The organism is Hathewaya histolytica, assembly GCF_901482605.1.
Classification (GTDB): domain Bacteria; phylum Bacillota; class Clostridia; order Clostridiales; family Clostridiaceae; genus Hathewaya; species Hathewaya histolytica.
Genome location: NZ_LR590481.1, coordinates 593,403 through 608,942 on the forward strand (window position 1 = coordinate 593,403; position 15,540 = coordinate 608,942).

The window sequence follows — 15,540 nt, forward strand, 5'->3', positions numbered from 1 at the left end:
GAATGAGATTGGAAATTGCCAATCTTTTTAAAAAGGAGAGTTTAGAACAATGAATGTCTTCATACATACCTAGTAAAGACTAGGAGGTTCTATTCCATAGTTTACCTTTATAATTTATAACATATCTAGCAAAGGCTAGAAGATTATATACTTATCTTAATAAGTTCAGGATATTCCTGGACTTTTTGTATTTTTTGATATTAATTACATTCTATCATTTTAATTGAAAAAAATCTACTATTTAATTTAAAAATAATTTAAATTAAGAAAAATTTCAAAAAAATCAACATAATATTCATAAACTATAATAATTTTATTATAGTTTAACTAAGAAATATAATCATAAAATAATTCTTACTAAGTGAATGTTATATATTCTATTTTACAAGAAGAGGACCAGAAAGTTACTGGTCTCTTTATTTTTTACATATCTTTAAAGTATATATTTATATATCGACATAATATGGATATTAATTAAATTAATAGATTATTAGTTATGTATAGCAAAAGTTAAACCTAATGGAATATATAAAGTTATGGTGGTAGAATTTTATATAGCATTTAGTAATAAATAAATTTAAAGGGGGATTTTGTCTTGAATCGGGTTACTTTAAAAAATAATAAAAAATTTTTCAGTTTATTTGTCTCTATGTTTGTTTTTTTAAACATAGTATTTAGCAGCATAGTTAATGCAGAAGAGATTGTTGGTGTAAGACCTAAAAAAGATTCGGAAAAAGTTATAAAAGACTCATATGAAAAATACTTGGAAAATTTAAATGGCAATAAAGTTAAAGTGGAAGGAGAATCTGATGCCTATGTAAATCCTAATACTGAGGTTTATAAGGTAGATCCTGAGGAAAAGGTTCGTGTTATTGTAGAAGTGGAAAAGGATTATCTTGTACCATCTACTAGAATTAATTCTTTTATAGGCACAAATCCAATTGCTAGAGATAATATACCTAAAAAAACTGTAAAGTCAGTAAACAAGGATATTTGCAAGGAAAAAGTAAAAAAAGTTCATAATGCAGAAATTAAGAAGTCTTATGATGAAGTAATCAGTGGATTTAGTGCTGATGTAAAATATAAGAATGTGCGTGAAATAGAAAATATTCATGGTGTTAAACATGTAACTATAGCAAAAAAGGTTTATCCTCAAATGAACTTTGCAAAAGATATATGTAATATAGAAAAGTTATGGAAGGATTATAAACATAAAGGGGAAGGTATGATTGTATCTGTGGTAGATACAGGGGTGGATTATACACATAAAGATATGAAAATATCTGATGGTGTTAAGGTGAAATTAGATAAAAATGCTGTAGAAGGAAAAGGTTTTAAGGGGAAGTATTTAAATCGAAAAGTTCCTTATGGGTATAACTTTGCAGATAATAATTTTGATATATCTGATAAAGTAAACAAAGATCATGGTATGCATGTAGCTGGTATCATAGGTGCTAACGGAGATGATAAAGATATTAAGAACAATAATGCTGTAAAAGGTGTTGCACCAGAAGTTCAGCTCTTAGCTATGAAAGTTTTTTCTAATGATCCTAATAATAAGGGTACATATATGGACGATATTGTAGCTGCTATTGATGAGTCTGTTAGGTTAGGTGCTGATGTAATCAATTTAAGCATAGGAAGTTCTGTAGGCTTTGTGGATTCTTATGATGCTGAACAGGTAGCTATAAAGGAAGCTGTTAAAAAGGGAGTTATAGTAGTAGCTTCAGCTGGTAACTCGCAGTATTCTACAGGAGATTATAAATTCTCTGACATAGTTGATACGGGTATAGTTAGTTCACCAGGCCTAGTACCAGAGGCTATTCAGGTATCTTCCTTCGAAAATAACAAAATGGCTTTATGGAAATTTAATTATAGTTTAGAAACTGAAAGTGGTACAGGAAATGAAAGCGGTAAGACCTTCTATATTCCTTCTGATATCCACCCAGAAAACCTTCTTAAGGGTAAGCATGAACTTGAAGGATGTATGTGGGGAAGAGAGAATGATTTTATTGATCCAACAACACAAAAACAAAAGGACTTAAAAGGGAAAATTGCTTTAATCCAAAGAGGAAGAGATATAACCTTTGAAGAAAAAGTCTTAAATGCACAAAATGCAGGGGCAGCGGGGGTTATTTTATATAATGACGCTGATAAGCCTCCTTATTTATATATGAAATTAAGTGATAATATAACTATTCCATCAGTATTTATATCAAAAAAGGATGGAGTAAAATTAAATAAAGCGTTAATGGATAGAAAAAATCCAGCTAAAATCATGGTAGACTTCCCTGGAGAAATGACCATAGAAGATAATACTAGTGCAGGGGATATTTCAGATTTTTCTTCTTGGGGACCTACTCCAAATTTAGATTTTAAGCCACAAGTTACTGCACCAGGAGGAAATATATTATCAACGGTGAGTAATAATAAATATGGAGTAAAATCAGGAACATCTATGTCATCTCCTTATGTAAGTGCACTATATGCCTTAATGCTTCAGAATATAAATGATATGGAGAAAAAAGGTGTGTGTAAATTTACATCTGACTTAGAAAAGAAGGATGTAGTTAAAAGTCTAGTAATCAATTCTTCTAGGGTAAGCAAAGATCCTAGCTCTAAAGATGGCTCACCATTTTCACCAAGGCGTCAAGGTGCTGGAGTTGTAGATGGTGAAAATGCTATGAAAAACTTAGTTACAGCTAGGGTGAATAATAGTCCTAACGCATCTTTAAAAGAGGTTAATAATAATGAAAAATTTGAGATAGTTCTTCAAAATTATGGTGATAAGAATCTTACATATAAAATTGAAGACTTAAGTGGAGTTCTTTCAGATAAGGATGCAGGGATGGAACCAGGTAAAAGGTCTAAGGATATGACTTATGATGTAAAGTTAAAAGGAGCTTCTATTACTTTTAATAAAAAATCTATTAGTATACCTAAAGGTGGAAAAGCTAGTGTACAAGCTACGATTAACTTAGATAATACTGTACCAAAAGATATTTTTATAGAAGGGTTTATAGGGTTTAGACCAGAAAATAAAGAAAATGCAGAACTAGTTTTACCTTATATGGGCTTTTACGGAGTATGGGGTTCACTGCCTATAATGGACACACCGGTATATGATGCTAAAAATTCTAGAATAAAAGGTACCATGTTAGTTAGCAAATATAAAAATGATTATATTATTTTAGGGAGAGATGGAGCACTAATAAAATCTCCGTATAACGTTGCTTTCAACACAGTATCAGATTATAGATGTAATGTTATACCTCAAGTTTCTTTCTTAAGAAATGCTAAGGAAGTAAATGTGAATGTGTTAGATAAAGATAAAAACGTAATAAGAAATTTATCTATAGATAATAATGTAAGAAAAATTTTATTAAAAGAAAATAGAAAAGCATACAGAGATGACAATTGGATGTGGGATGGTAAAATTTATAATGAAAAAATTAAAAAATACGAGGATGTATCTGATGGTCAATATTACATGCAGGTAAAATCTAAAGTGGATTATAAAGGAGCAGAATTTCAAACTATAGAGATGCCAGTAAAAAAAGATTCACTGAATCCTGAACTTGTAGTATATGGAGATAAAGAAGTTTTGGGAAATAAATACACTATAGATTTTACAGCAGAAGATAAGTGTTCAGGTGTAGATGGTTTTACTGTAGATGTTAATGGTTATTTGCAAAGAGATAAATATAACTCTTCTTTCTTAAAATTAACACCCAATAAGGAAGGTATGTACTCTTTAGAATTAAATAATTTGAAAGAAAACGAAATGAATAAAGTTTCCGTATATGTAATAGATTACGCCGGAAACACCACTTCGGCTACATTAAATTTAAAAACTTCAAACTTAATAATAGAAGATCCGGAGAATGGTAAATTTATTCAATCAGGGGACTTTACATTAAAATATGGAGCTACTAAGAGTTTAATGGAAAAAGCTGATAAGTTCAAAATATTTGTAGATGGAAAATTATATGGTGAACAATTAATAAGTAAGGAAGATCTAAAGAATGAAAGTAAGCACTTTAATTATGAACTTAAAAATCTAGGGCAAGGTGCTCATAGGGTAGTTGTAGTAGCTGCAAAAGATAATCCAAAAGAGTCTATAGGTTATGATAGAATTGATTCAAGATTTGTTGATATATCAATGCCTCTAAAAGATTTAAATGTATTATTTAGCAATTTAAAAAGTGGGCAACTTATTAAAACATCAAATTATGTGACAAAAGGAAAGGTTACTAACAAACCTAAAATGTTAAAGATTGATGGTAGTGATGTGAATATAAAAGATGATCTTACTTTTGGACATAATATTAAACTTAAAGAAGGATTAAATAAAGTTCCTGTAGAGATAAAAAATGATAAAGGTAAGGAATATAGCTATGTTTTAAATGTATATTGCGATCTTACGGCTCCAATTATTAATCTAGCAATAAGTGATGAAGAAAAAGACGATATAAAGATAAGCGTACCGAATAACACGGATACTTATACTTTAAAAGGAACAGTTAAAGATAATTTATATGGGTGCTCCTTATATGCTAACGGCGATGCCATTGCAAATATTCATAGTATACCTCCTATAGTAAATAAAGAAGAAAAAGAGTTTAAATATGAAGTTAAACTTAAGGAATCTAGTACAAACATAGAATTAAAAGCAGTAGATAAAGCGGGGAATGTTTCAAAGAAGAATATTACCATTGAAAAAGAACAAAAAGTTAATGGTGGAGAAGGTTTGGGAGATGGACAAGTAAAACTTGAATTAATAAGTCCTAAAAAAGATCATAAATTTAAATTAGGATCAAATGTACGAGTGAAATTAAAGGCCAAAAATCTAAGCAATAAAACTAAGGAAGTTTGCCTAATAACCGCTTTGTATGATGAGAATAACTCCATGATTAGTTTTAATTGCGGAGAATATGAAATAGAACCTAATAAGGATATAAAGCTGAATTCTATTTTTTCAACACCTAAGGTAGGAAAGTATAAAGTGAAGTGTTTTATATGGGATTCCTTAGATAAGAAAAATATTATATCTAATAAATATGAATTTGTTCTAGAATAAATTAAGACTACTAGTATTAATAAAATAGGAAGAAAGCAAAATGAATAAATAATTATTTTGTAGAGTAGATTAAATTAATTTGAATTAAAGTAAGCTGATTCTTTGGAATCAGCTTACTTTAATTATCACAAAATAAAAGGTGTTATAGAGCATAGAAATATTTCTATTGCGAGACATCTTCTTTTAATATAATGATAGAAATTGGTAGTTTGTAATTTTAAAATAAATGAAACTGTACCAAGTGTATCTTTGTATAAAATATGTAGAAAAACAAAGAAAATATAAAAAAAATACGTTTAATTTAAGCATACAATGTCTAAGTATGTAAAAATCAATATTAATGATGATATAATAAAAAACGTTCCACTGAGGAGCGCAAAACAAGAAGCTGTTTTAAAACAACATTCATAAAGTTTTAAAAAGTTTCGAAAAGGTATTGACAAAGAATAAGTGCTTTGATATACTGATTAAGTTGCTTCAAGAGAGTGACAAAAACGAAAGAAATTGGTCTTTGAAAATTAAACAGAGTAAGATAAAAGAACTCGCATTCTTTTGAGAAAAAGAAAAAACAATTCAAGTCAGTAAAATGCTTGAGCAAGTTGAAATCTCAATAGAAAATTGAAGAGTGTAAGGAAACTCCTCAGCTAAGGCTGATGAGTAAAATACTGCACGAAACAAGTTTCTAGCATTATTTTAAATTGAGAGTTTGATCCTGGCTCAGGACGAACGCTGGCGGCGTGCTTAACACATGCAAGTCGAGCGATGAAGTTTCCTTCGGGGAACGGATTAGCGGCGGACGGGTGAGTAACACGTGGGTAACCTGCCTCAAAGAGGGGGATAGCCTCCCGAAAGGGAGATTAATACCGCATAATATCTTTTTAATGCATGTTAGAAAGATTAAAGGAGCAATCCGCTTTGAGATGGACCCGCGGCGCATTAGCTAGTTGGTGAGGTAACGGCTCACCAAGGCGACGATGCGTAGCCGACCTGAGAGGGTGATCGGCCACATTGGGACTGAGACACGGCCCAGACTCCTACGGGAGGCAGCAGTGGGGAATATTGCGCAATGGGGGAAACCCTGACGCAGCAACGCCGCGTGAGTGATGAAGGTTTTCGGATCGTAAAGCTCTGTCTTCAGGGACGATAATGACGGTACCTGAGGAGGAAGCCACGGCTAACTACGTGCCAGCAGCCGCGGTAATACGTAGGTGGCAAGCGTTGTCCGGATTTATTGGGCGTAAAGCATGCGTAGGCGGATATTTAAGTGGGATGTGAAATCCCGGGGCTTAACCCCGGTGCTGCATTTCAAACTGGATATCTAGAGTGCAGGAGAGGAAAGCGGAATTCCTAGTGTAGCGGTGAAATGCGTAGATATTAGGAAGAACACCAGTGGCGAAGGCGGCTTTCTGGACTGTAACTGACGCTGAGGCATGAAAGCGTGGGTAGCAAACAGGATTAGATACCCTGGTAGTCCACGCCGTAAACGATGGGTACTAGGTGTCGGGGTTTCAATACTCCGGTGCCGCAGTTAACACATTAAGTACCCCGCCTGGGGAGTACGATCGCAAGATTAAAACTCAAAGGAATTGACGGGGGCCCGCACAAGTAGCGGAGCATGTGGTTTAATTCGAAGCAACGCGAAGAACCTTACCTGGGCTTGACATCCCGAGAATCCTGTGGAAACATAGGAGTGCCCTTCGGGGAACTCGGTGACAGGTGGTGCATGGTTGTCGTCAGCTCGTGTCGTGAGATGTTGGGTTAAGTCCCGCAACGAGCGCAACCCTTGTTGTTAGTTGCTACCATTAAGTTGAGCACTCTAGCAAGACTGCCTGGGTAACCAGGAGGAAGGTGGGGATGACGTCAAATCATCATGCCCCTTATGTCCAGGGCTACACACGTGCTACAATGGTTGGTACAGAGAGAAGCAAGACCGTGAGGTGGAGCCAATCTCACAAAGCCAATCTCAGTTCGGATTGTAGGCTGCAACTCGCCTACATGAAGCTGGAGTTACTAGTAATCGCGAATCAGAATGTCGCGGTGAATGCGTTCCCGGGCCTTGTACACACCGCCCGTCACACCATGAGAGTTGGTAACACCCGAAGTCCGTGAGGTAACCGTAAGGAGCCAGCGGCCGAAGGTGGGATCGATGATTGGGGTGAAGTCGTAACAAGGTAGCCGTAGGAGAACCTGCGGCTGGATCACCTCCTTTCTAAGGAGAAATCGAGAAGGCTATCGCCTTTTCGTAGCGAGCACTTACTCTGTTTAATTTTGAAGGACTAAAGTTCTTCAATTTTGTTCTTTGAAAATTGCACAATGAATAAATAAACTATAATTAACTGATTAATATAAATTAATTTAGTTACTCATGATAGGTCAAGTTAGAAAGGGCGCATGGCGAATGCCTTGGCACCAGGAGCCGAAGAAGGACGTGATAAGCTGCGATAAGCTGTGGGTAGCCGCACATAGGCTGTGATCCACAGATTTCCGAATGAGGAAACTCATATACCTAACGGTATATATCCTGAACTGAATACATAGGTTCAGGAGGGTAGACTCGGGGAACTGAAACATCTAAGTACCCGGAGGAAGAGAAAGAAAAATCGATTTTCTAAGTAGCGGCGAGCGAAAGGGAAAGAGCCCAAACCAGAAACTTGTTTCTGGGGTTGCGGACAGATCATAAACGTAGAGGCTATTGTAGTTGAAGTAAGCTGGAAAGCTTCACCATAGAAGGTAATAGTCCTGTAAACAAAACAAGAAGACTACAGATCTGATCCAGAGTACCACGAGACACGTGAAACCTTGTGGGAAGCAGGGAGGACCACCTCCCAAGGCTAAATACTACCTGGTGACCGATAGTGAAGAAGTACCGTGAGGGAAAGGTGAAAAGAACCCCGGGAGGGGAGTGAAATAGAACCTGAAACCGTGTGCCTACAATCGGTCGGAGCACTTTATATGTGTGACGGCGTACTTTTTGTAGAACGGGCCAACGAGTTACGATATGTAGCGAGGTTAAGCACTGAAGGTGTGGAGCCGAAGGGAAACCAAGTCTGAATAGGGCGAATTAGTTGCATGTCGTAGACCCGAAACCGAGTGATCTATCCATGGCCAGGATGAAGCGAAAGTAAAATTTCGTGGAGGTCCGAACCACGTTGGTGTTGAAAAACCATGGGATGAGCTGTGGATAGCGGAGAAATTCCAATCGAACTCGGAGATAGCTGGTTCTCCTCGAAATAGCTTTAGGGCTAGCGTCAGGTAATTAAGTAATGGAGGTAGAGCACTGAATGAGCTAGGGGGCTTCACCGCTTACCGAACTCTATCAAACTCCGAATGCCGTATACTTGTATCCTGGCAGTCAGACTGCGAATGATAAGATCCGTAGTCAAAAGGGAAAGAGCCCAGACCATCAGCTAAGGTCCCAAAGTGTAAGTTAAGTGGTAAAGGATGTGGGATTTCTAAGACAACTAGGATGTTGGCTTAGAAGCAGCCATTCATTTAAAGAGTGCGTAATAGCTCACTAGTCAAGAGATCCTGCGCCGAAAATGTCCGGGGCTAAAACTTACCACCGAAGCTATGGATGTACTATGTACATGGTAGAGGAGCTTTCTGCATTGGTTGAAGTCGTACCGAAAGGAGCGGTGGACGATGCAGAAGTGAGAATGTTGGCATGAGTAGCGAGAAATAGGTGAGAATCCTATTGGCCGAATATCTAAGGTTTCCTGAGGAAGGCTCGTCCTCTCAGGGTTAGTCGGGACCTAAGCCCAGGCCGAAAGGCGTAGGCGATGGACAATCGGTTGATATTCCGATACCGCCAAACTTCGTTTGACAAATGGGGTGACGCAGAAGGATAGGATATGCACACTGTTGGAGTGTGTGTTCAAGCACTTAGGCAGGCTAAGCAGGCAAATCCGTTTAGTCAATGCTGAGGTGTTACGAGGAGCGATCTTTTTCGCGAAGTATCTGATTCCACGCTGCCAAGAAAAGCCTCTATGGAGAAGTTTGGCGCCCGTACCGCAAACCGACACAGGTAGATGAGGAGAGAATCCTAAGGCCGGCGGAAGAATTGTTGTTAAGGAACTCGGCAAATTGACCCCGTAACTTCGGGAGAAGGGGTGCCTAGCGAAAGCTAGGCCGCAGTGAATAGGCCCAGGCAACTGTTTAACAAAAACACAGGTCTCTGCTAAAGCGTAAGCTGATGTATAGGGGCTGACGCCTGCCCGGTGCTGGAAGGTTAAGGGGATCTGTAAGCGTAAGCGAAGCAGTGAACTTAAGCCCCAGTAAACGGCGGCCGTAACTATAACGGTCCTAAGGTAGCGAAATTCCTTGTCGGGTAAGTTCCGACCCGCACGAATGGCGTAATGATCTGGGCACTGTCTCAACAACAAATCCGGTGAAATTGTAGTGCAAGTGAAGATGCTTGCTACCCGCAGTTGGACGGAAAGACCCCGTAGAGCTTTACTGTAGCTTAGCATTGAATTTCGGTATTGTCTGTACAGGATAGGTGGGAGACTTGGAAATACCTTCGTCAGGGGGTATGGAGTCATCCTTGGGATACCACCCTGACAGTACTGGAATTCTAACGAAAGGCCATGAATCTGGTCGTCGGACATTGTTAGGTGGGCAGTTTGACTGGGGCGGTCGCCTCCGAAAGTGTAACGGAGGCGCCCAAAGGTTCCCTCAGCGCGGTCGGAAATCGCGCGTAGAGTGCAAAGGCAGAAGGGAGCCTGACTGCGACACATACAAGTGGAGCAGGGACGAAAGTCGGGCTTAGTGATCCGGTGGTACCTCGTGGGAGGGCCATCGCTTAACGGATAAAAGCTACCTCGGGGATAACAGGCTGATCTCCCCCAAGAGTCCACATCGACGGGGAGGTTTGGCACCTCGATGTCGGCTCGTCGCATCCTGGAGCTGAAGTCGGTTCCAAGGGTTGGGCTGTTCGCCCATTAAAGCGGCACGCGAGCTGGGTTCAGAACGTCGTGAGACAGTTCGGTCCCTATCCGCTGCGGGCGCAGGAAATTTGAGAGGAGCTGTCCTTAGTACGAGAGGACCGGGATGGACTGACCTCTGGTGCACCAGTTGTCACGCCAGTGGCACAGCTGGGTAGCTATGTCGGGAAGGGATAAACACTGAAAGCATCTAAGTGTGAAGCCCACCTCAAGATTAGATTTCCCATGACGAAAGTCAGTAAGACTCCTTGAAGAACACAAGGTTGATAGGTGAGAGGTGTAAGCATGGTAACATGTGTAGCTGACTCATACTAATAAGTCGAGGACTTGACCAATATAGTTTTCATTGTGCAATTTTGAGAGAACAGTTCTTATAAAGAACAATTCTTTTAAAGGTAACTCCTCAGCTAAGCTGATGAGTACTGATCTAAAACGAAATCGAAGATTTCTGTAAATCAGCATCCGGTGGTAATGGCGTAAAGGTAACACTCCTTCCCATACCGAACAGGCAAGTTAAGCTTTACAGCGCTGATGGTACTGCAGGGGAAGCCCTGTGGGAGAGTAAGACACTGCCGGGTAATATATGCGGGAATAGCTCAGTTGATAGAGCGCCACCTTGCCAAGGTGGAGGTCGCGGGTTTGAGCCCCGTTTCCCGCTCCAAAGAACACTTTTAAGTGTTCTTTTTTTATTTTTAAAGTTTAGTTTAACATATAGACTTTAACTTTCTTAATTATTTTATAAAGTGTATATGTTAGGTATATTAACTTTAATATGTTTTTTACATATAGGTTTTAAAATATTTTTCAAGTATCTAATTTTTTTAGAAATTTGTTTTTATTGCAGAAATAGATTCTATGTGGTAGTATAATAGATAGTAATAATATAATTAAATAATTTATAAGTTTAGGTTCTATATAGATTAATAGGGAAAGTGGTGTAATACCACTACAGCCCCCGCTACTGTAATAGAGGATGAAACTCAAAATGTCACTGTATTTTTTAAAATTACGGGAAGACCGAGGAGTAAGTTGATTCTTAAGTCAGGAGACCTACCTAGATGTTATAAGTAACCTTCGGAGGGAAGTGTAGTACTTATTATGAGTGATAGATATTTCTTTAAATGTACTTTTATTCCTTTTGCTCACGATTATGAAAGCGTATCTCCAACCAATTTAAGGTTAGGAGATTTTTTATTCTAATTTTTCAAGAAGGGGGACGTATATAGTTGCTTTTAATAGATAGGTATGCATATACAAACAGATTAAAAGATGTTAATCCCATGATAAAATTTATATTTTGTACTATTATGTTAATATTCACTTTGATGAATAAAAGAATATATGTATTTTTACTACAATTAATATTTTTATGTTTTTTTACTCTATACACTGTAAGAATTCCTTTTAAAAATTACCTTAAACTTTTAGCAATTCCATTAACATTTATAATAATTAGTATTATTACAGTTATCTTTTCTATAGGCACAAATAAAGATTTATTTTTCACTTATATAAAATTAAAAAATTATTACATAGGTATAACTTATATAGGAATTAGTCAAGGTATACTGTTATTTTTCAAGGCGATATGCAGTGTGGAAGTTACTTATTTGCTAGCTTTAACCATACCTATGGATCAATTAATAACCGTATTTAAAATTTTGAGATTACCGAAGGTATTCATAGAGATTACTGTTCTAATGTATAGATTTATATTTATTTTTTTAGAGGAGCTAAAGGAATTATATGTAGCTCAAAATTTAAAATTTGGATATAGAAATATAAAGGTATCGTATAAATCCACTGCTTTACTAATTAGAATATTATTTATAAGAGTAATAAAGAGATATGAGGAATTAAATATATCTTTAGAAACTAAGTTATATAACGGAGAGTTTTATATATAATTTAAATATGTAGGTGATATTATGCTTAAACTAGAAAATTTATGCTATACTTACGAAGATGATACAATTGCACTAAAAAATGTATCCATAGATCTTGAAAATGGTAGTATAATAGGTATCATAGGCGCTAACGGAGCAGGGAAGTCAACTTTGTTTTTGAATATGGTAGGAATATTAAAACCTACTTCAGGAAACGTCTATTTTAATGAAGAAAAATTAAAATATAGCAAATCTTTTTTATATAATTTTAGAAAAGATGTAGGATTAGTTTTCCAAGATCCTGATAAACAGATATTTTATTCCTCTGTTTATGATGATGTAGCTTTTGCGCTTAGAAATTTAGGTATGAAAGAAGATATTATAAAAGAAAGGGTGGATACTGCATTAAAAGAGGCTGGAGCTATAGAGTTCAAAGACAAGCCTGTTCATTTTCTAAGTTATGGACAAAAAAAGAGAGTTGCTATGGCCGGAATTCTTGCTATGGATTGTAAGGTTATTTTATTTGATGAACCTACAGCTGGTTTAGATCCTGAGATGACAAAGTCTGTTAAAGAACTTATTTTCTCACTTTCACAAAAAGGAAAGAGAATAGTTATAACAAGTCATAATATGGATTTAATTTATGAAGTTTGCGATTATGTGTATGTACTAAATAAAGGAACAGTTATAGGTGAGGGAAAAGTTTTAGATGTATTTAAAAGAGATGAACTTTTAAAAACAGCCAATTTAGATGAACCATGGCTTTTAAAAGTACATAAGTATATGAATCTTCCCTTATTCCAAGAAGAAAATGAACTTTATGAGTATTGGAGGAAGAATTATGAGGATAGCAGTAATAGGTGTTAACCATAATAATGCCCCTATTGAGATAAGAGAAAAGGTAGCTTTTTCTGATGCAAAAAAAATTGATGCAATTAATTATATCCTTGATATGGGGATTGAAGAGGTTATAATATTATCTACTTGTAATAGAAGTGAGATTTATATTGTATCACATGATATAAATAATAGTATTAAAGATGTTGAAAAATTCTATTGTGACTATTTCAAAGAAAATACTATAAAGAATTATCTTTTTGTAAAAAGAGATGAGGAATCAGTAAGGCATATTTATAATGTGACTGCAGGACTTGATTCTATAGTTATTGGTGAAGATCAGATATTAGGACAGGTTAAAGATGCATTACAAACTGCCATAGAAATAGGAAGTAGTAAAAAGATATTAAACAAACTATTTAGAGAAGCGATAACAGCATCAAAAGAAATAAAAAGTAACTTGGGAATATCAGATATACCAGTATCTACAAGTTATATTGCTATTAAAAATTTAAAAGAGAATCTAGGAAGTTTAAAAGATAAAAAAATACTTTTAATAGGAGCAGGAAAAATCAGTCTTTTAGCTCTAAAGTATTTTGAAGAGGAAGAAGTAGGAACAATTTATATAACTAATAGGACCATGGCAAAGGTAAAAGAGATATGCGATAATTGTAAAGGCTTACATATTGAAACCTTAGATTTTGCGGATAGATATAGAATTATAAATGAAGTTGACATTATATTTACAGCTACTTCAGCAACTCATACAATAATAAAGAAAGAGTCCATGCCAAAATTGTATAAGAATCTATATATAATTGATTTAGCTCTTCCAAGAGATGTTGAAGAAGATGTTGATAGTATGGATTTAGTTAATATATATGATATAGATGATCTTAAGAAACTTTCTGACGAGAATAAAAAAAAGAGAGAAGAGCTTTGTAATAAGGGAAAAGTAATCATAGAAAAAAGTATAGAAGAATTTTATCAGTGGATGAAGGGAATAAAATTCGATCCTATTATAAAATCATTGAATGATAGATGTAAAGAAATTGAAACTGATACTCTAGATTATATTAATAGAAAATTGGACTTAGATTGCAAGGAGAAAAAGATTATTGAGAAAATGATAAGGTCTTCTTTAAAAAGATTAATACGAGAGCCAATCAATAATTTGAAGGAACCTAATAAAGAAGAAAAAACAAGTGAATATATAGAAGTTATAAATGATTTGTTTAATTTTTAGATAAAACTAGGAGGTTTTTTCTTGTATTATCCATTAATGATAGAAATGAAAGATAAAAATGTATATATTATAGGTGGAGGAAAGGTAGCTATAAGGAAGGCAAGAAAGTTTTTAGAGTATGGAGCTAAAGTTATAGTTATAAGTCCAGAATTTATAGAAGAATTTTACACACTTAAAACTTCTGTAGGCAAAAATCTTAGTATCATAAGTGAAAATTATAACAAAGAACTTGTCAAAAATGCTTTTTTAGTAATAGGAGCTACAAATATAGATAAGGTAAATCAAGAGATTGCTATGTTTTGTAAGGGGAATAATATAATGTGTAATATTGTAGATAGTATGGAACTTTCAGATTTTATAGTACCATCTACTATAAAACGAGGAGATTTAGAAATAGCAATATCTACTTTAGGCAATAGTCCTTCACTTTGTGCTAAAATTAGAAAAGAATTAGAAGAAAAGTATGATGATACTTTTGATGAATATGTAAAGTTATTAGGAGAAGGAAGAGCATTAGTTTTAGAAAAATATGTAGATGAGAAGAAGAAGAAAGATATTTTAAATTCTATGGTTCAAATGACAAAAGAAGAGCTAGAGGAATATATAAAATTCTTAAAACTTTAAATATCAGAGGTGGAGTTTATATGAAAATTATAGTTGGTTCAAGAGGGAGTAAACTTGCGTTAACGCAAACAAACTGGGTTATTAGTAAATTAAAAGAGGATCATCCTGAAATAGATTTTCAACTTAAAATTATAAAAACTAAGGGTGATAGAATACAAAATGTATCTTTAGATAAAATAGGGGACAAGGGGTTATTTGTCAAAGAAATAGAGGAAGCATTATTAAATGGTGACATACATATGGCCATTCACAGCATGAAGGACATGCCATCTATATTGCCAGAAGGCTTAAAGTTTTCTTACATTCCTAAAAGAGAAGATTTTAGAGATGTGATTGTATTAAGAGAAGGATTTAATTCCTTAGAGGAATTACCTAAGAATGCTAAAATAGGTTCTGGAAGTAAAAGAAGAAAGTATCAACTTTTAAAATATAGAGAAGACTTAGATGTAGTACCTATTAGAGGAAATGTAGATACTAGAATTAAAAAAATAGAAACTGAAAATCTTCATGGCGTTATCTTAGCTGCAGCGGGTATAAATAGGCTAGATATAGAAAAAGAATTAAAGTACAAAGTAGTTCCTATTTCTATAGAAATAATGCTACCAGCACCTGCGCAAGGAGCTCTTGCTATAGAAATTAGAAAAGATAGAGATGATATAGAAAACATATTAGAATGTTTATCACATAAAGAAACAGAAATTGCAGTTTCAGCAGAGAGAGCTTTCTTGCACGGTATAAATGGAAGCTGTCATATTCCAGTTGGTGCCATAGGAGAAATCCACGGTGAGGAATTAAAACTTACAGGTTTATTTGGTGATGAAGATGGAAACAAAATAGTTAAGAAATCTCTAATTGGAAGTATAGAGAGTGCAAAAGAGTTAGGATATGAACTTGCTAAAATTGTTCTAAAGGAGATGGCATAAG

6 protein-coding genes, 1 tRNA gene, 3 rRNA genes and 1 riboswitch are annotated in these 15,540 nt (G+C 35.3%); all 10 genes read left to right on the forward strand.

The genetic code is table 11. The features are described from left to right. The first annotated feature begins 595 nt into the window (after positions 1-595). The 10 genes from FGL08_RS13650 (at position 596) to hemC (ending at position 15,539) form a co-directional block, all read left to right on the forward strand. A complete protein-coding gene (locus FGL08_RS13650) occupies positions 596-5,080 on the forward strand; it encodes a S8 family serine peptidase (protein ID WP_171011963.1) in 4,485 nt (1,494 codons plus the stop codon). A gap of 694 nt (positions 5,081-5,774) precedes the next feature. Next, positions 5,775-7,289: ribosomal RNA gene (locus FGL08_RS02740) — 16S ribosomal RNA — on the forward strand. Between the two features lie 162 nt (positions 7,290-7,451). After that, positions 7,452-10,358: ribosomal RNA gene (locus FGL08_RS02745) — 23S ribosomal RNA — on the forward strand. 126 nt (positions 10,359-10,484) lie between these two features. After that, positions 10,485-10,601: ribosomal RNA gene (gene rrf, locus FGL08_RS02750) — 5S ribosomal RNA — on the forward strand. Together the 16S, 23S and 5S rRNA genes with 1 tRNA gene alongside form the textbook arrangement of a ribosomal RNA operon. 7 nt (positions 10,602-10,608) lie before the next feature. Then, positions 10,609-10,684: transfer RNA gene (locus tag FGL08_RS02755), tRNA-Gly, on the forward strand. Positions 10,685-10,913: 229 nt separating this feature from the next. Continuing rightward, positions 10,914-11,095: riboswitch (cobalamin riboswitch) on the forward strand. A gap of 154 nt (positions 11,096-11,249) precedes the next feature. Beyond that, positions 11,250-11,930, forward strand: a complete 681-nt coding sequence (gene cbiQ, locus FGL08_RS02760; RefSeq protein WP_138209346.1) for a cobalt ECF transporter T component CbiQ — start codon at positions 11,250-11,252, stop codon at positions 11,928-11,930. Positions 11,931-11,951: 21 nt separating this feature from the next. Beyond that, the gene (locus FGL08_RS02765) at positions 11,952-12,776 is read left to right on the forward strand and encodes an energy-coupling factor ABC transporter ATP-binding protein (RefSeq protein WP_138209347.1); all 825 of its coding nucleotides are present in this window, start codon (positions 11,952-11,954) and stop codon (positions 12,774-12,776) included. Beyond that, complete coding sequence (gene hemA, locus FGL08_RS02770; RefSeq protein ID WP_138209348.1) at positions 12,751-13,992, forward strand: glutamyl-tRNA reductase; 1,242 nt, start codon at positions 12,751-12,753, stop codon at positions 13,990-13,992. The genes FGL08_RS02765 and hemA overlap by 26 nt, the downstream gene beginning before the upstream one ends. Before the next feature lie 21 nt (positions 13,993-14,013). Beyond that, entirely contained in the window at positions 14,014-14,616 is a 603-nt protein-coding gene (locus FGL08_RS02775) for a precorrin-2 dehydrogenase/sirohydrochlorin ferrochelatase family protein (protein ID WP_138209349.1), read from the forward strand. Between the two features lie 20 nt (positions 14,617-14,636). After that, entirely contained in the window at positions 14,637-15,539 is a 903-nt protein-coding gene (hemC, locus tag FGL08_RS02780; protein WP_138209350.1) for a hydroxymethylbilane synthase, read from the forward strand. The last annotated feature ends 1 nt before the right edge of the window (position 15,540 follow it).

Bases quoted from the DNA above. Each gene is read 5' to 3' on its own strand.
- hemA (WP_138209348.1), top strand. From the start codon at position 12,751: ATGAGGATAGCAGTAATAGGTGTTAACCATAATAATGCCCCTATTGAG.
- hemC (WP_138209350.1), top strand. From the start codon at position 14,637: ATGAAAATTATAGTTGGTTCAAGAGGGAGTAAACTTGCGTTAACGCAA.
- FGL08_RS02765 (WP_138209347.1), top strand. From the start codon at position 11,952: ATGCTTAAACTAGAAAATTTATGCTATACTTACGAAGATGATACAATT.